Origin of the sequence: Noviherbaspirillum sp., assembly GCF_035627455.1 — a bacterium.
Lineage (GTDB): Bacteria > Pseudomonadota > Gammaproteobacteria > Burkholderiales > Burkholderiaceae_D > Noviherbaspirillum.
On sequence record NZ_DASPLS010000100.1, the window covers coordinates 1 to 15,874 of the forward strand.

At 65.4% G+C, this 15,874-nt stretch carries 20 protein-coding genes; 16 read left to right on the forward strand and 4 right to left on the reverse strand.

Annotation, left to right across the window (positions count from 1 at the left end; genetic code table 11):
• The first annotated feature begins 46 nt into the window (after positions 1-46).
• The gene (locus VEC01_RS19190) at positions 47-1,144 is read left to right on the forward strand and encodes an acyl-CoA dehydrogenase family protein (protein WP_324902522.1); all 1,098 of its coding nucleotides are present in this window, start codon (positions 47-49) and stop codon (positions 1,142-1,144) included.
• Positions 1,144-2,232 carry a helix-turn-helix transcriptional regulator gene (locus tag VEC01_RS19195; RefSeq protein ID WP_324902524.1) on the forward strand — a complete coding sequence of 363 codons (1,089 nt, stop codon included), beginning with the start codon at positions 1,144-1,146 and terminating at the stop codon, positions 2,230-2,232. Before VEC01_RS19190 ends, VEC01_RS19195 begins: the two co-directional genes overlap by 1 nt.
• Positions 2,233-2,310: 78 nt before the next feature.
• Here VEC01_RS19195 and VEC01_RS19200 read toward each other — a convergent pair whose 3' ends face one another.
• Genes VEC01_RS19200 through VEC01_RS19210 form a run of 3 tightly spaced genes read right to left on the reverse strand, consistent with a single transcriptional unit; the run spans position 2,311 to position 4,697 of the window.
• Positions 2,311-3,135 (reverse strand): SPOR domain-containing protein, encoded by an 825-nt coding sequence (locus VEC01_RS19200; RefSeq protein WP_324902525.1) that lies wholly within the window; start codon positions 3,133-3,135, stop codon positions 2,311-2,313.
• A complete protein-coding gene (locus tag VEC01_RS19205) occupies positions 3,132-3,899 on the reverse strand; it encodes a type III pantothenate kinase (protein WP_324902526.1) in 768 nt (255 codons plus the stop codon). Before VEC01_RS19205 ends, VEC01_RS19200 begins: the two co-directional genes overlap by 4 nt.
• Before the next feature lie 3 nt (positions 3,900-3,902).
• A complete protein-coding gene (locus VEC01_RS19210) occupies positions 3,903-4,697 on the reverse strand; it encodes a biotin--[acetyl-CoA-carboxylase] ligase (RefSeq protein WP_324902527.1) in 795 nt (264 codons plus the stop codon).
• Positions 4,698-4,796: 99 nt separating this feature from the next.
• Between VEC01_RS19210 and VEC01_RS19215 the strand changes: the two genes are divergently transcribed.
• The 11 genes from VEC01_RS19215 (at position 4,797) to VEC01_RS19265 (ending at position 13,361) form a co-directional block, all read left to right on the forward strand.
• On the forward strand, positions 4,797-5,924 hold the full coding sequence (locus VEC01_RS19215) for an ABC transporter permease (protein WP_324902528.1): 1,128 nt from the start codon (positions 4,797-4,799) through the stop codon (positions 5,922-5,924).
• Positions 5,921-6,715, forward strand: a complete 795-nt coding sequence (locus VEC01_RS19220) for an ABC transporter ATP-binding protein (protein ID WP_324902529.1) — start codon at positions 5,921-5,923, stop codon at positions 6,713-6,715. The genes VEC01_RS19215 and VEC01_RS19220 overlap by 4 nt, the downstream gene beginning before the upstream one ends.
• On the forward strand, positions 6,705-7,649 hold the full coding sequence (locus VEC01_RS19225; protein ID WP_324902530.1) for an MlaD family protein: 945 nt from the start codon (positions 6,705-6,707) through the stop codon (positions 7,647-7,649). The genes VEC01_RS19220 and VEC01_RS19225 overlap by 11 nt, the downstream gene beginning before the upstream one ends.
• An 11-nt stretch (positions 7,650-7,660) precedes the next feature.
• Complete coding sequence (locus VEC01_RS19230; RefSeq protein ID WP_324902531.1) at positions 7,661-8,275, forward strand: ABC-type transport auxiliary lipoprotein family protein; 615 nt, start codon at positions 7,661-7,663, stop codon at positions 8,273-8,275.
• 68 nt (positions 8,276-8,343) lie between these two features.
• Complete coding sequence (locus VEC01_RS19235; RefSeq protein ID WP_324902532.1) at positions 8,344-9,495, forward strand: VanZ family protein; 1,152 nt, start codon at positions 8,344-8,346, stop codon at positions 9,493-9,495.
• Between the two features lie 101 nt (positions 9,496-9,596).
• Entirely contained in the window at positions 9,597-9,914 is a 318-nt protein-coding gene (locus VEC01_RS19240; protein WP_324902533.1) for a (2Fe-2S) ferredoxin domain-containing protein, read from the forward strand.
• Positions 9,914-10,537: an alpha/beta hydrolase gene (locus VEC01_RS19245; protein ID WP_324902534.1), complete on the forward strand. Its 624-nt coding sequence runs from the start codon at positions 9,914-9,916 to the stop codon at positions 10,535-10,537. Before VEC01_RS19240 ends, VEC01_RS19245 begins: the two co-directional genes overlap by 1 nt.
• A 140-nt stretch (positions 10,538-10,677) precedes the next feature.
• Complete coding sequence (locus VEC01_RS19250; RefSeq protein WP_324902535.1) at positions 10,678-11,823, forward strand: D-alanyl-D-alanine carboxypeptidase family protein; 1,146 nt, start codon at positions 10,678-10,680, stop codon at positions 11,821-11,823.
• 76 nt (positions 11,824-11,899) lie between these two features.
• Positions 11,900-12,184 (forward strand): DUF1330 domain-containing protein, encoded by a 285-nt coding sequence (locus tag VEC01_RS19255; RefSeq protein WP_324902536.1) that lies wholly within the window; start codon positions 11,900-11,902, stop codon positions 12,182-12,184.
• Complete coding sequence (locus tag VEC01_RS19260) at positions 12,174-13,034, forward strand: D-amino acid aminotransferase (protein WP_324902537.1); 861 nt, start codon at positions 12,174-12,176, stop codon at positions 13,032-13,034. The genes VEC01_RS19255 and VEC01_RS19260 overlap by 11 nt, the downstream gene beginning before the upstream one ends.
• 57 nt (positions 13,035-13,091) lie before the next feature.
• On the forward strand, positions 13,092-13,361 hold the full coding sequence (locus VEC01_RS19265) for a DUF493 family protein (protein ID WP_324902538.1): 270 nt from the start codon (positions 13,092-13,094) through the stop codon (positions 13,359-13,361).
• Between the two features lie 30 nt (positions 13,362-13,391).
• Here the strand turns inward: VEC01_RS19265 and gcvA are convergent, their stop codons facing one another.
• Positions 13,392-14,291, reverse strand: coding sequence for a transcriptional regulator GcvA (gene gcvA, locus VEC01_RS19270; RefSeq protein ID WP_324902539.1), 900 nt, complete (start codon positions 14,289-14,291; stop codon positions 13,392-13,394).
• A 144-nt stretch (positions 14,292-14,435) separates the two neighbouring features.
• Here gcvA and VEC01_RS19275 point away from each other — a divergent pair, with 144 nt between their 5' ends.
• From VEC01_RS19275 to VEC01_RS19285, 3 genes are all read left to right on the forward strand, one after another.
• Positions 14,436-14,786: a DUF2917 domain-containing protein gene (locus tag VEC01_RS19275; protein ID WP_324902540.1), complete on the forward strand. Its 351-nt coding sequence runs from the start codon at positions 14,436-14,438 to the stop codon at positions 14,784-14,786.
• 39 nt (positions 14,787-14,825) lie between these two features.
• On the forward strand, positions 14,826-15,329 hold the full coding sequence (locus tag VEC01_RS19280; RefSeq protein WP_324902541.1) for a DUF3291 domain-containing protein: 504 nt from the start codon (positions 14,826-14,828) through the stop codon (positions 15,327-15,329).
• Between the two features lie 97 nt (positions 15,330-15,426).
• Positions 15,427-15,738 (forward strand): cupin domain-containing protein, encoded by a 312-nt coding sequence (locus VEC01_RS19285; RefSeq protein ID WP_324902542.1) that lies wholly within the window; start codon positions 15,427-15,429, stop codon positions 15,736-15,738.
• The last annotated feature ends 136 nt before the right edge of the window (positions 15,739-15,874 follow it).

A 15,874-nucleotide genomic window follows, 5' to 3' on the forward strand; every position in this document is an offset into this window, starting at 1 on the left:
GCCGCGATGTTCGGAATGCTTGCCAACCTCTACCCGGGACACGACCATGCATGAGATTCAGGCCGAACACTGGAGCCGCCGCTATCCGGAGCATCTGCTGGAGCATGCCGCCTGGCTGCGTGCGCTTGCGTTGGAGATCGACGCGGACCCGCAATCCGTCATGCAGCGCGTGGATCATCCTCTGTTCGCATTGCTAACCCGGAGCGAACCGCCCGGCACACTCGATCGCGTGCGCCTGTTTGAAGCGCTGGCGTACGGCGACGCCGGCGCACTCCTGAGCGGACCCGGCCCGGGATTTCCGGGCGTGATCGTCCGCGAGCTCGGATCGCCGGCGCAGCAGCAGGTGTTTTTCGATACCGTGTCGGAGCGCCGTGCCCGCACTTTCCTTGCCGTCGCAGAACCGGCGAAAGTGTCGGACGCCGCCGGCATGACGTGCCGCATCGACGCGGCCGGCCGGCTGACCGGAGAAAAGTGGCTGGTCGGCCATGCGGCCAGCGGCGAGATCGGCGTCGTGATAGTCAGGACGGGAAACGGCCCGTACAGTCTCGGCGCGTTGCTGCTGACACCGGATGTGCTATCCGACCGGACTCGCCTGGAACGCCACATTCTGCCCATGCCGGGCCTGAAAGGCGCGCTGCTCGGCCACATGTCCTTTTCCGGCCTGCAGCTCGGCGCCGATGCACTGCTCGGCGCGCATCTGCATCCCTTGCAGCGCGGAATGGCAGCGCTCATCCGGACCTTCAGCCGGTTCCGGCCGTGCGTCGCTTCCATGGCGCTCGGGCATGCGCAAGCGATGGCGGACTACGCGCGCATTCAGCTTCATGGCATGCCGGCGCAGGCGGAGACGCTCGACGCCTGGGACGCGCGCCTGTGCGCGGCGCGGCGCCTGGTGCATCTTGCCGCCGCCGAGGCCGACCGCGCCCCCGACGCCGCGCCGCATATCTCGCTGGCGAGTGTCACGGCTACCCGGATATGCGAAGCGATCGCGGACGACGTCCCTGGCCTGCTCGGCACCAGGGCCCTGCTCGATCATCCCTGGCTGGAAAAGGCGGTGCGGGATGCGCTCGCCTTCGAATGCCTGGAAGGGGCCACCAATATCCACCTCGATCAGACCGGCGCGCTGCCGGCGGGTTTTCCGTCCTGATGCTGATCGCGTTCGTCACCACGCCGATGGCCACCCCACTGTTCAACTTCGCGTGTCGCCGTTCCCCGATGGACATGCCGGGCAACTGCCCGCCGGCGCCAGAAGGCAGTTCGATGCAGGTCCGCGCGCCTTCGTCCCACCACCACGCGCAATGGCATGACGTCGATAAACGTGACAGGGGTGCGGCGGGGCGTAGTGCAGGCAGTGGCAATGACGAAGCACTCCTGCCACCTTTGGTTAATCTGCGTTGCTTATTGTCTATTCGTCAAGGGCGTGGAATTCTAACTGCGCCCCCTGTCCTGATCATGAGCGGCGGCGACAGCGACAGGCACGATCTTCAGCATAACCTGTGGAAGTGGAGAGCTACCTTGAATACCATTGGTGATTTGGAACAGATCTGGGGACTGGGGCAATGCAAGGCCGACGTCGAGGTCAAGGCAATACTGGCCTCGGTGACGGAACACCTGGGGTTCCACTATTTCTTTTACGGCGCGCAGTTCATTGTCGGGCACGGGCAACGTCTTCACCGTATCCTGACCAATCATCCGCTGGCGCAGGATCCAAAATCAGGCACCAGCCACTGGTCCCGGCTCGATCGCTTTCTGCATCATGCGCGCAACAAGCTCACGCCGTTGATCTGGGATTGCGAAGGCTATGCGGGAATCGAGCGCCGGTCTTTCTACAAGGACGTGACGCGCCACGGCATGGCCAGCGGCGTGTGTTTCCCGGTGCACCGCAGAGAAGGCGACGTTGGCTTGCTGAGCCTTGGGCTGGCGACATGCAACGCGAACGCGCGCAACTGCATACGGCGCAACCTGCCCCATGGTGCATTGATCGCCAATTGCGCGCACGACGCGATGGTCAATATCGTCGACAAGGCGCGACTGGCACTGAGTTCGCCGCTGACCAAGAGGGAGTACGAATGCCTGAAGTGGATTGCGGCCGGCAAATCCACATGGGAAACCGCGCAAATCCTCGAATTGTCCGAACACGGCGTCAACCATCACGTGCGCAATATCATGAGCAAGTTCAACGTCAACAGCCGCCACCAGGCGGTGGCGCGGGCGGTGTCGCTCGGCTTGATATAAGCGGGCCGGCGGCGCCGGGCAGATGGGCATCGGTGCGCCGGTCTGCCGCGGACGCAGCCTGCCCGTTCGCCGGCGCTGTTACGCGCCTTCGCAGGCGCGCACCTCCTGCTTCGGGAATCCGGTCCTGATCTTGTCCAGCGCGCTTTTCGTTTCCGCATCGATGTCGCGCAGCCGGAACGCGACCTGGCTGGAAGTGACCGTGCGCTGCCCGATGCGCGCCGTGCGCACGCCTTTCTGGCCCAGCGCGGCCAGGTGTGCGCGCGCCGCTTCCTCATGCTTGAACACCCCGAGCGAAATCCCCCAGCGCAGCGGCGAGTTGTCCTGGATGATGAAAAAATCCTCGATGCCGAGCTTGCGCAATTCGCCGGCCTTCTTTTCCGCGCCCTCGCGGTCGGCCTGCGGTGGAATGTAGACCATGTGGTTCGCCACTTCCTGCAGCGGGCGCTGGGACACCCTGTCGCCGAGCGCCAGGGGCGCGAGCTGCGCCGCAAAACGCTTCGCGTCTTCCGGGTTGAAGCCGCCGATTTCGGTGCAGGCGATGATGTCCTTTTTCTTTGGCGTGGCAGCAGCGCTCGTCGATACCGGCGCCACGGCTGCCGGCGCGGCCGGCGCGGTCGGCGCAGGCGGCGCAGGCGGTGTCACTGGTGTAACTGGTGCAGCGGGCATTGCCGGCGCGGCGGGCTCTGCGGGTGACGCCGGTGCCTGTTCCGCCGCCGGCGGCGCGGGAGGCGGCTGGTTCGGATCGGGCGGCGGCACCAGCCTCAGCTTGTCGGCGTTGAGCTGCTGCTTCATGCGTGCCGGCTCGCGGCCGGATGGCAGCAGCGCGTCGAAATAGCCCTGCTGGTAGGCAAGCAGGCCGGCGTTTCCGAGCAACAGTATCCAGAACAGGAATTTCAGCATCATGTATTCATCGCGGCCTTGTGCAGGCCGATCAGCACGAGGTTGTCGACACGGGTGTGCGCCACGCGCAGGTGAGGCGCGATCAGCTCGGCAGCCCCGCCCGACAGCACGCATTGCACCTCGCCGCCATGGCGTGCATGCGCGGCGACCGCGCGTTCGATTGCGCCCGCCTGTGCCGCCAGGCAGCCGCTGACGATAGCCGCATCGGTATGGTCGGCGAATGGTTCGGCAATATCGAGGTGTTCCGCGACCTGCGGCAATTGCGCGGTGTTCTTCGCCAGCGAATTCGCCATCAGGCCGAGTCCGGGCAAGATCATACCACCGAGGAAAATGCCGTCCGCGCTGACCGCATCGACGGTGGTTGCGGTGCCGCAGGTGGCGACCACCAGCGGCGTCGCGGGAAACAGCGCATGCGCGCCGATCGCCGACGCGAAGCGGTCGCAGCCGAGCTGCGCCGGATTGCGGTACTGGTTGCGGATGCCGCCCAGCGCCGGCACCGACGCGAACCACTCGACCGGCACCGGGCGCACGCCGCACGCGCCCAGCAGCGCCCGCTCCAGCGCATCGCGCATCGCCTGGCCGGCGACGTTGGAAATCAGCACATGCCGGATCGTATGCGCGCGCCATGCGTCGGCCAGCGTTTGCACCTGCGCATGCTCCACCCGGCCCGCCTCCTTCCACCGGCCGAGCGCTTCGCGGTTGCGCTCGCCGCTCGGCACGACCGCCCATTTCACCCGGGTATTGCCGGCATCGATCAAGAGCAGCATTGTCTACTCCTTGGGCCGCAACGACACGTCGCCGGCCATCACCGCAATGCGGCCGGCAGCGGTGTCGATGAGAAATCGCCCGATCTCGTCCACGCCTTGCGCCGTGCCTTCATGCAGCAGCCTGCCGTTGTCGATGATCGTCACTGCCTGTCCCGCATACGCATGCAGCGCGTTCCAGCGCTGGGTGAAGGCAGCCAGGCCCTCCTGCTCGAACTGCAGCAGCGACTCCGCAAGCGCGCTTGCCAGCGTCGCCATCAGCATGTCCTGGTCCAGGTCCGCCAGCCATGGAATCGCCGCCACCGGCCTTCCGATCTCGGCAGCCATGCTGTCGCTGACTGCCATGTTGATGCCGATGCCGATCACCGCCCAGCTGCTGTCAGGCGGCAGCTTCCCGGCGGATGCCGATTCGATCAGGATGCCGGCCAGCTTCCTGCCGTCATGCAGCACGTCGTTCGGCCATTTCAGTTTGACCGGAATCTGGAACATCGCAAGCGCTTCCGCGATCGCCACGCCGACCGCGAGCGGCAGGCCGACCAGCGCATGCACCGGCAGGCTGAATTTCCAGGCCAGCGAAAACGTAAGCGACTTGCCTGCGGCGGACAGCCAGCTGCGTCCGGCGCGCCCGCGGCCGGCGGTCTGCGCTTTCGCAATCAGCAGCGTCGGCGCGGCCAGGCCCGGCAGGGCCGCGAGCAGGTCGGCATTAGTCGAGCCGGTCTGCTCGACCACGCGGATGTCGATCCGGGCGGCGGCTGGCCGGCACAGGGCGGCGATGCGCCCGGGCGTGAGTGTGTGCGTCATGTGTCCATTGTAGCGGGATGCTTGCCCAAGGTTAATTCATTGACGTGTATCACGGCGTCCCGAATGACCCTTTGCAGCGTTCTCCCTTACACTATCACGATGCCAAATGAACAAGCGCCAACACTGACCATCGACCGGGGACCGCCAGTGACCATCGCCGCCGCGGGGAGCTGGCAGGTTCATGCGCTGGCGCAACCCGGACGGCTCAAGTCGCTTTCCGCAGTCCTGGGACGCGCTCCCCGGGACGGATCGACCGAGTGGGACTTGTCGGGTATCGCCGAACTCGATCATATAGGCGCGCAACTGTTCTGGAATGCATGGGGCAAGACGCGCCCGCGCCGGCTTGCACTTGCTCCTGAGCATGAAGAAGTGTTCAGGCGCATCGAGCAGGCCGGGGAGCTGGCGCTTCCGGCGGAGGACCCGCGCCGCTGGCGGATTGCCGAGCAGGCCAATCAGGCATTGCGCACGCTGTCGGGCCACCTGCTCGGCTTCGTCGTCCTGATCGGGCAGCTGGCGCTCGATCTCGGTACGTTTGCGCTGCGTCCGCTGCGCGGACCGTGGAAGGAAATCTCGTCGAATATCTACCACATCGGCTACCAGGCGCTGGCGATCACCGCGCTGGTGGGATTTTTGATCGGCGTGGTGCTGTCCTACCTGTCGGCGCAGCAACTGCATACCTTTGGCGGAGATATCTACCTGGTCAACATCCTCGGCATGAGCATCGTGCGGGAACTCGGCCCGCTGCTGGCCGCGATCCTCGTCGCCGGCCGTTCCGGCTCCGCGATCACCGCGCAGCTCGGCGTGATGCGGGTGACCGAGGAACTGGATGCGATGCTGGTAATGGGCATGTCGCACGGTTTTCGCCTGATCATGCCGCGCGTGCTGGCGTTGGCCATCGCGATGCCGCTGCTGGTCGTCTGGACCGACGCCGTCGCGCTGATCGGCGGCATGGCCGCCGCGAACCTGGAACTCGGGCTGTCGCCGAGCTATTTCCTGCGCGAGCTGCCGGCGGCGGTGCCGTTGCCTAACTATTGGATCGGCCTTGGCAAGGGCGTCGTCTTCGGCGCCCTGATCGCGCTGGTCGCCTGCCATTTCGGCCTGCGCATCAAGCCCAATACCGAAAGCCTCGGGCAAGGCACGACGCTGTCGGTGGTCACCGCGATCACCGCGGTCATCATTGCCGACGCGGTATTCGCGATCGTGTTCGCGGGGGTAGGTTTCCTATGAGCACGATCATCCGTGTCCGCAACCTGTGGACGCAGTTTGGCCAGTTCGTCGTGCACCAGGACCTGAACCTGGAAGTGCGGCAGGGCGAGATCCTGTCGCTGGTAGGCGGCTCCGGTTCCGGCAAGACCACGCTGCTGCGCCAGCTGCTCGGGCTGGAGAAGCCGGCGCGCGGGCAGGTGGAAGTGTTCGGCGAAGACATTCACCGCGCCGACGGCGCCAGCCAGCGCCGGCTGCGCAACCGCTGGGGCATGCTGTTCCAGCACGGCGCGCTGTTCTCGGCGCTGACCGCGCTCGACAACGTGGCGCAGCCGATGCGCGAGCTGCGCACGCTGCCGGAAGACCTGGTGCGCGACGCGGCATTGCTGAAGCTCGGCATGGTCGGCATCACGCCCAAGGATGCGCTGAAGATGCCGTCCAACCTGTCGGGCGGAATGGTCAAGCGGGTCGCGCTGGCGCGCGCGCTGGCGCTGGAACCGGAACTCCTGTTCCTCGATGAACCGACCGCCGGGCTCGACCCCGACCTGTCGGACAGCTTCGTCGCGCTGATCAAGAGCCTGCACCAGCAGATGCGGCTGACGGTGGTGATGGTCACCCACGATCTCGACACGCTGTTTGCGCTGTCGACCAAGATTGCGGTGCTGGCGGAGAAAAGGGTGATCGCGACCGGCTCGCCGTCCGAAGTGATCGGCCTGCCGCATCCTTTCATCCAACAATTCTTCCTCGGCGAACGCGGCAGGCGCGCGCTCGAGGTGCTGCACGACAAGGAGATGGAATCCGATCATGGAAAATAAGGCGCATGCCCTGCTTGCCGGGCTGTTTACCATCGTGCTGCTCGCGGCCGCGGTCTTCATCGCCCTCTGGCTCAACCGCGACCGCGTGGAGCGGGTGCCGTACCAGATCGCGACCAAGCTCTCGGTTCCCGGCCTGAACCCGCAGGCGGCAGTGCGTTACCGCGGCCTCGACATCGGCAAGGTGGATGACATCACCTTCGATCCGCAGGTGGTCGGTCAGATCCTGGTCCACATCAGCGTGCAGCCGGACACGCCAATCACGCAGTCGACCTTCGCCACCCTCGGCTACCAGGGCGTGACCGGCATCGCCTACGTGCAGCTGGACGACGACGGCAGCCGGCCGGTCAAGCTGCACAGCACGCCGCAGCAGGTGGCGCGCATCGAGATGCGGCCCAGCCTGTTCGACCAGCTGCAGTCGCGCGGGCTGGCGATCCTGCAGCAGACCGAAGAAGTCGCGCGCCGCGTCAACGACATGCTCAGCCCGGACAACCAGAAAGCCATCCTCACCGCCTTCAACAATGTGAGCCGCGCGGCCGAGGAAATCGAAACCATTCCGCGCCAGCTGCAGCCCTCGCTGGCGCGGCTGCCGGCGGTGACCGCCCAGGCACAGCGCACGCTGTCGTCGCTGGATGTGCTGTCCCGCGATGCAAGCGCGCTGGCCGCCAGCCTGAACAGCATCACCACCCGGCTGAACGCGCCGGGCGGCACGATTGCGACCATCACCGACACCGCCGAGCGGCTCGGCTCGGTCGCCGACAGGCTGGAACACGACACCCTGCCCCTGGCAAACGATGCGCGCTCCTCGATCCGCGCGCTCACCCGCGCGCTCGACAACCTGAGCGAACGGCCGCAGAGCGTGCTGTTCGGCTCGCCGGCGAATGCGCCCGGTCCGGGCGAAGACGGCTTCGCCTTGCCGTCCGGCGCTTCACAGTAGGAGAACCAGGAATGACCGCACGCCTTCCCGCCGTCGCCGCCCTGTGCGCCACCTTATGCGCCGCCCTCGCGCTGCTGCCCGGCTGCACCGCCATCGTCAAGCCCGACGCCGCCACGCTGCACGACCTCGGGCCGCTGCGCACGCAGCAGAGCGTGCCGTTGCCGGCGCTGAAACCGGTGAGCATCGCCGAGATCCGCGTGCCGGTCTGGCTGGACAGCAACTTCATCTACTACCGGCTGAACTATGCGAACGGGCAGCAGCCGCGCCCGTACGCCCAGGCGCGCTGGACCATGCCGCCGCCGCAATTGTTTATGCAACACCTGAAGGCGCGGATCGCGCAGACCGGCGGCGTCGCGCTGTCGGCATCCGACGGCGCGGTGGACGTGCCGGTGCTGCGCATCGAGATGGACGAGTTCACGCAGAATTTCGACGCGCCCGAGCGCAGCAGCGGCACGGTGGGCCTGCGCGCGACGCTGTTCCGAGGCCGGACCCTGGTGGCGCAGAAAAGCATCGTGCGCAAGGCGCCGGCGCCAAGCGCGGACGCGGCGGGCGGCGCCCGCGCGCTGGCCGCGGCAAGCGATGCGGCGATCGCCGACATCATGCTGTGGATCGATGCATTGAAATAATTTTGCTTGCCGTCCCGCGCGCATCTGCACAAAATAAGCTTCCCCGCTGAAACGACGAAGGCACCGGATTGCTAGACGAGGAAAACCTGCAGACGGCCCCGCGCCCGGCCGCGGCGGCGGCGAATGTATCGACATTCGCGCGCTTCGGGCTGCTCATGTACACCTTCCTGATCGTGTACGCGAGCCTGTATCCGTTTTCGAACTGGCACAGCATCGGCCTGGCGCCCTGGTCTTTCCTGCTGATGCCGATGCCGCATTACTGGACCGGCTTCGATGTCGGCGTCAACATGGTCGGCTATTTTCCCTTCGGCATGCTGGTCGTGTTCGCGCTGTACCCGACCTTCCGCGGCCTGCCGGCAGCCCTCATCGCAATCCTCTGCGGCATGCTGCTGTCCGGCGCGCTGGAGGCGATCCAGACCTACCTGCCGAGCCGGGTGTCGTCGAACCTTGACTTCCTGACCAATTTCGCCGGCGCCTTTGTCGGCGCTTGCGCCGGTGCCTTGCTCAGCCGCACCTTCCTCGAGCAGAGCCGCCTGCTGCAGCTGCGCCAGGCATGGTTCGTCCCGGATGCCGGGCGCGGGCTGATCATCGCCGGGCTCTGGCCGCTGGCGCAGATCTATCCGCAGGGTTACCTGTTCGGTCATGGCGAGCTGATGCCCATCCTGTCCGACTGGCTGTCGGACTGGCTGGAAACCCCGGTCGACCTGATCGCCGTGCTGACCACCGACCTGCACCTGACGGTACAGGAATACTGGCTTGCCGAAACGCTCATCACCGCCTTCGGCATGACCGGCGCGCTGCTGACCTGGTCCCTCCTGCTGCGCAAGCAGGTGCCGCGGCCGGTACTGCTGATCGCGCTGCTCGCCGTCGCGATGGCCGCCAAATCGCTTGCCAGCGCGCTGGCATTTGCGCCTGCCAACGCCTTTGCGTGGCTGACGCCGGGCGCGAAGGGCGGCGTGCTGATCGGCACCATGATGGTAGGCGGCCTGTCATATGCGCCGCCGGCGGCGCAGCGGCGGATCGCCGCGGCCTGCCTGCTGCTGGGCGTGGTTGCGATCAACCTGGTGCCGGCCAATCCGTATTTCATGGCAACGCTGCAAGCCTGGATACAAGGCAAATTCCTCAACTTCAATGGCGCAGCGCACTTCCTCGCGGTCTTCTGGCCGTTTTTTGCGCTGTGGTTCCTGCTGCATCCCGCGCACCGCGCAAAGCGGACCTAGCTTGCAGGAACAGGCGCGCCGTTCCCGGCCGCCTTCCCGTTCCTCCCGTATGAAAGGCGTTCTGCCAGGGTGTATCATTGCGCCTTTACCAAGGGGCTGCCATGTCCGACAAGCCGTATTACCAGCATCACGTCTTCTTTTGCCTGAACCAGCGCGACGAGGGCCGGCCCTGTTGCCACGACAAGGGGGCGCAGGCGGCGCAGGAGCATGCGAAAAAACGCATCAAGCAGCTCGGCCTGAACGGGCAGGGCAAGGTACGCATCAACAAGGCCGGCTGCCTCGACCGCTGCGAGGAAGGCCCGGTGGTGGTGATTTATCCGGAAGGCACCTGGTACACCTACGTCGACCAGCATGACATCGATGAAATCATCGATGAGCATATCGTCAACGGCAAGGTTGTCGAACGTTTGAAAATCTGATGAATTCGCAGACCCAACGCTTCTCCCTGCGCGGCGCCGCCGGCAATCTCGAATGCGCGCTTGACCTGCCGCCGGCAGCACCGCGCGGCGTCGCGCTCGTCGCGCATCCGCATCCGCTGTACGGCGGCACCATGGACAATAAAGTGGCGCAGACGCTGGCGCGCGCCTTTGTCGCACTCGGCTATGCGGCCGCGCGCATGAATTTCCGCGGCGTCGGCAAGTCCGAGGGCGAACACGACGCCGGCGGCGGCGAGACCGACGACATGGAACTGCTGCTGCAACATATGCAGCAGCAATATCCCGGGCTGCCGTTCGCGCTGTCCGGTTTCTCTTTCGGCACCTTCGTGCAGTCGCAGCTGCAACAACGGCTGATCAAGCAGGGCAAGCCGGCCGAGCGCCTGGTGCTGGTCGGCAGCGCCGCCGGCAAATGGGAAATGCCGCAAGTGCCGTCCAACACCATCCTTATTCATGGCGAGCAGGACGACACGATCCCGTTGTCGGATGTGCTCGACTGGGCCCGGCCGCAAGACTTGCCGGTGCTCGTGATTCCCGGCGCCGATCATTTTTTTCACCGCAAGTTGCAACATATAAAGAGTTTCGTGGTCGAAATGTGGCACCGCTGAAAGTAGACTGAAAGCAACTTGCCAAAAAGGCTGCAAAGCCGCATGGTTGCTTACGTCCAGCTTGCCGCGGGGCTATAATCAGACCTTGTTTCCTCTTGCCATCTGCCTGCGCTGCAGGCGGAGTTGAACTTGTACAGCCCATGAAAAAGCTTATTGCGGCGCTCGCCGCCACCCTCTTTTCGATTTCCGCCGCCTTTGCCCAGGCGTTGCCGCCGCCCACGATTGCCGCCAAGTCCTGGCTGTTGCTCGACGCCACCAGCGGACAGGTGCTTGCTGCGCAAGATGCGGGCATGCGCGTCGAACCCGCCTCGCTGGTCAAGATCATGACGGCCTATCTCGCCTTTTCCGCGCTCAAGGAAAAGCGCCTCGAGCCGAACCAGCTGGTCAACGTATCGGTGCGCGCGTGGAAGGTCGATGCTTCCAGTTCCAAGATGTTCATCGATCCGGCCACGCCGGTGAAGGTGATGGACTTGCTCTACGGCCTGATCGTGCAATCCGGCAATGACGCCGCGGTCGCGCTCGCCGAAGCGGTGGCCGGCACCGAGGACGCATTCGTCACGCTGATGAACCGCGAAGCCGAGCGCATGGGCTTGAAGAACACCCGTTTCGCGAACCCGCACGGCTTGCCGCATCCGGAGAACTACACCACCGCGCAGGACCTGTCGATCCTGGCCACGCGCCTGATCGCGGACCATCCCGACTACTACAAGATCTACTCCACCAAGGAATTCACCTACAACCGGATCACGCAGCCGAACCGCAACCGCCTGCTGTGGCTCGATCCGACCGTGGACGGCCTGAAGACCGGCCATACCGCCGCCGCCGGCTACTGCCTGATTTCCACCGCCAAGCGCCCGAACGGCGGCGCAGACCGCCGCCTGGTCTCGGTCGTGCTCGGCACGGTCTCCGATCAGGTGCGCGCCGCGGAAAGCCAGAAGCTGCTGAACTGGGGCTTCCAGAATTTCGATACCGTCAAGCTGTATGCGAAGGGCCAGCCGGTGGCGACGCCCGAAGTATGGAAAGGCTCGCAGGGACAGGTGAAGATCGGCTTCAACCAGGACGTGTACGTGACCGTGCCCAAGGGCGTGGCCGACAAGATGAAGCCGGTGCTGGAACGCAAGGACCCGCTGGTGGCTCCGGTGGCGCAGAACAGCCAGGTCGGCACGCTGAAGATGATGGTCGACGGCAAGGCGCTGACCGAACTGCCGGTGCTCGCGCTGGAGCAGGTGAACCAGGCCACCATTTTCGGCCGCGCCTGGGATTCCATCCGCCTCTGGATGAAGTGATGCGACAATCCCGGCGCCCGCGCGCCGGGGACGGCCGTACGTTGTAGACTGTTGCTGCGCTTTTGAAGGAAATGCAATGCCCGCCTACATCATCGGCCATATCACCATCAAGGACGCGGCTCAGTGGGCCGCGTACCGCGACCAGGTCGGCGCGACCATCGCCGCCTGGGGCGGCGAGCTGGTTTTCCGCGGCAGGAAGACCGGCGTGCTGAACGGCGCGCACGCGCACACCGACACCGTGGTCGCCCGCTTCCCCGACAGCGCCGCCCTCAAGCGCTGGCACGACTCCCCCGCATACCAGGCGCTGATTCCGATTCGGGATGCCGGCGCCGATGTCACCCTGATCGCCTATGAATCCTGACCGGACGCACGATCCCCTCGTCTACCTGAACGGCGCGCTCACCCCCCTGTCCGAAGCGAAGATCCCGGTGCTCGACCGCGGTTTCATCTTCGGCGACGGCGTGTACGAAGTGATTCCGATGTACGACCGCAAGCCGTTCCGCGCGCAGCAGCACATGGCAAGGCTGTTCCGCAGCCTGCGTGAAATCCGGATCCCGAATCCGCATACCGAGGCGGAATGGATGGCGCTGATTGCCCAGGTCGCCGACGCGCATCCGGCCGACACCCAGCTGCTCTATATGCAGGTGACGCGCGGCGTCGCCAAACGGGCGCATGCGTTCCCGCAGGACGCCACGCCCACGGTATTCATCATGACCAATGCCTTCTCGCCGCCGGACGCGGCCGCGGTCGAAGACGGCGTGGCCTGCGTATCGACCGACGACCTGCGCTGGCAGCGCTGCGATATCAAATCCGTTTCGCTGCTCGGCAATGTGCTCGCCGCGCAGCACGCGGTGGAGAACGGCGCGCTGGAAGCGATCCAGTTCCGCGACGGCTTCCTGACCGAGGGCGCGTCGTCGAATGTCTGGATCGTCAAGGACGGCAGGCTGATGGGACCGCCGCGCAGCCATCTGATTCTCGAAGGCATCCGGTATGGCCTGATCGAGGAACTGTGCGCGGCCTGCGCGATACCGTTCGACGCGCGTCCGATCGCGCGCGCCGAACTCGCCGACGCCGACGAAGTCCTGCTGTCGTCGGCCGGCCGGGAAGTGCTCGCCGTCGCGATCCTCGATGGCAGGCCGGTCGGCAACGGCCGTCCCGGTCCGGTATTCCGGCAGCTGTACGCGGCCTACCAGCAGGCCAAGAGGGCGTAAAATACAGGCTTGAAGATTTCCTCTCCGTCTCTGTCGGGACGGAAAATGCGAACAATCATGTCTCAAGCAAACGAAAGCCTCATCGAATACCCGAGCGATTTCCCGATCAAGATCATGGGCTTGATGCAGGAAAATTTCGCACAGACGATGGTGGATGTCGTGACGATTCACGATCCGACCTTCCACGCGGGCAAGATGGAAATGCGGCCCTCGTCGAAAGGCACCTACCTCTCGCTTACCGTCACCGTGCGCGCAACCAGCCGGGAACAGCTCGACAACCTGTATCGGGCACTGTCCTCGCATCCGATGGTGAAGGTCGTGCTCTGACGCCCGCCGCTCGGTAGCGCGGCGGGGCTGCTACGCCGGCTGCACCTGGCTGCCGATCTCCTGCAGCAGCCATTCGCGGAAGACGCGCACCTGCGGCTTCTGCAGCGACTCGGGCAGGCAAACGAGGTAATACGACTGCGGACATTGCACCGCCACGTCGAACAGGCGCACCAGCTCGCCGGCCGCGACCTCCGGCGCCGCCAGCGCATGCCGCGCCAGCGCGATGCCATGGCCCTCCACCGCCGCGCGCACCAGCATCGACGAGTCCTGGAACACCAGCCCCCCGGTCGGTTCCAGCAGATCCAGGCCCGCTGCCTGGAACCAGGGGGTCCAGGGTTCGTTTTCACAGCGCAGCAACGGATGCTGCATCAGCTTGTCCGGCGTGCGCGGCAGCTTGCCGCGATTGAAGCGCGGACTGGCGACCGGGTAGTACCAGTCGTCCATGATCTTCTCCACAGCCAGCCCCGGGTAATTGCCGCGGCCGAAGCGTATGCCGATGTCGACAGACTCGCGCATGAAATCGGTCAGCTGCCCGCTCGACTGCAGCATCACTTCGAGGTCCGGATACTGCTCGATGAAGCGCCCCAGCCGCGGCGACAGCCAGCGGGCGGCGAACGAGGGCAGCGCCGTCACCGTCAGCCGCTTCTGCCGGCCGCCCGCCTGCAGCGCCGCCGTCGCGTCCGCGATCTCGGTCAATGCGCGCCGCAGCGCCGCCGCGAAGCGCTCGCCCTCCGGCGTGATCGCGATCCGCTTGCCATGCCGCGCGAACAGCGCCACCCCCAGCTCTTCCTCCAGCGCACGCACCTGGTGGCTGATCGCGCCATGCGTCACATGAATTTCCTCGGCCGCGCGCGAGAAGTTGCCATGCCGCGCCGCGGCTTCGAAGGCGCGCAGCGCTGCCAGGTTCGGGAGTCGCCGAAAGTCCGCCATGGTGTGAATAGATCTAACAAGAGAATCAAAAATATATCGTTTAGACAAGCGCGTTGCAAGCACTAGAATGACTTCACGCCTCGGGAAAATGACAGACGGCTGCAGGTGCAGCGGCATCCCGCCGGCGTTTCCAGGAGCCATATCATGAGAGGTCTGTTCACAAGCAAGACGCACACCATTCTGTCCGGCCAGGCACTGTCCGGCATCGCGGAACGCGCTCACACGCTGAAGGTCCAGCGCGGCCGGATCTGGGTCACGGTGGAAGGCATCCGCCACGACTATTTCCTGCACGCCGGCGACGCGTTCACTGCCATTCCCGGAAAGCTGACCGTGGTCGAGGCGGACCAGGAAGCCGTCGTCGCGTTATGCCGTCCGGCGCCGCACGGGCTGCTGGAGGCCGCCGGCAAGTGGCTGGAGGCGGTCGCCTACCGCCTGCCGGGCAACGCGGTGGTGCAGACCTCGCTGAAACGGCATCGCACCTGCGACGCCTGCTGATCTGCGCTGCCGGAAAGAACACGCCGGACCGGGGACGACATGAAGACAAGCTGCCATCTTGCCCAGATCAACATCGGCCGCGCGCGCGCCGCGATGGACGATCCCGTGATGGCGGGCTTTGCCGCCCGCCTCGACGAGATCAACGCGCTCGCCGAACGCAGCCCCGGTTTCGTGTGGCGGCTGAAAACCGAGGAAGGCAATGCGACCGCGCTGCGCCCGTATGACGACGATTGCATCCTGATCAATCTGTCGGTGTGGGAATCGCCGCAACACCTGAAGGATTACGTGTACCGCGGCGCGCACGCGCAAATGATGCGCCAGCGCAGGGAGTGGTTCGAGCGCTTCCGCGAACCCTGCGTCGCGCTGTGGTGGATCGCCGCCGGGCACATCCCCACGGTTCGCGAGGCGAAGGAACGCCTGAGCTACCTGCAGATGAACGGCGACAGCGCATTCGCGTTCTCCTTCCGCAACCTCTTTCCGGCGCCTCGCGGCGCGCGCGCGGAAGCCGCGGCTGCCGGGCGCGCGCTGCAGGAACAGACATGACCGGCTTGCATCGGGCTTCGGCAGGAAAGAATGAATTGAGACAAAATGACATGCGGCACCCGCCGCATCGCGACAACGGGACTTCAGGGAGAATGAGATGAAAGTGATTCGCAGCCGTGAATTCAGGGCCGGGCGCGCCTGGGGAGCAATGGATATTGCAAGCATGAATGGCGTCACCACGCGCCTGCACTGGACCGATGCACCATACAAATGGCATGTGAACGATGGCGAGGAAGTCTTCGCGGTGCTCGACGGCACCGTCGACATGCATTACCGCGACAACGGCACGGAGCAGGTCGCGGTGCTGCAGGCCGGCGATGTCTTTTTTGCCAGCGTCGGCTGCGAACATGTCGCGCATCCGCGCGGCGAAGCGCGCATACTCGTGATCGAACGGGAAGGCAGCGTGTAGCAGCATGGCGGCGCGCGGCAGGACCGAACAAAAATCAGCGCGTCCGGTGCTATGCTGAGCGCCATGTTTTCGAAGATCACCTCCTGCTGCCAGACCGGCCCCGCATCACCTGCATTCCTCGCAACAAGCCCATGGA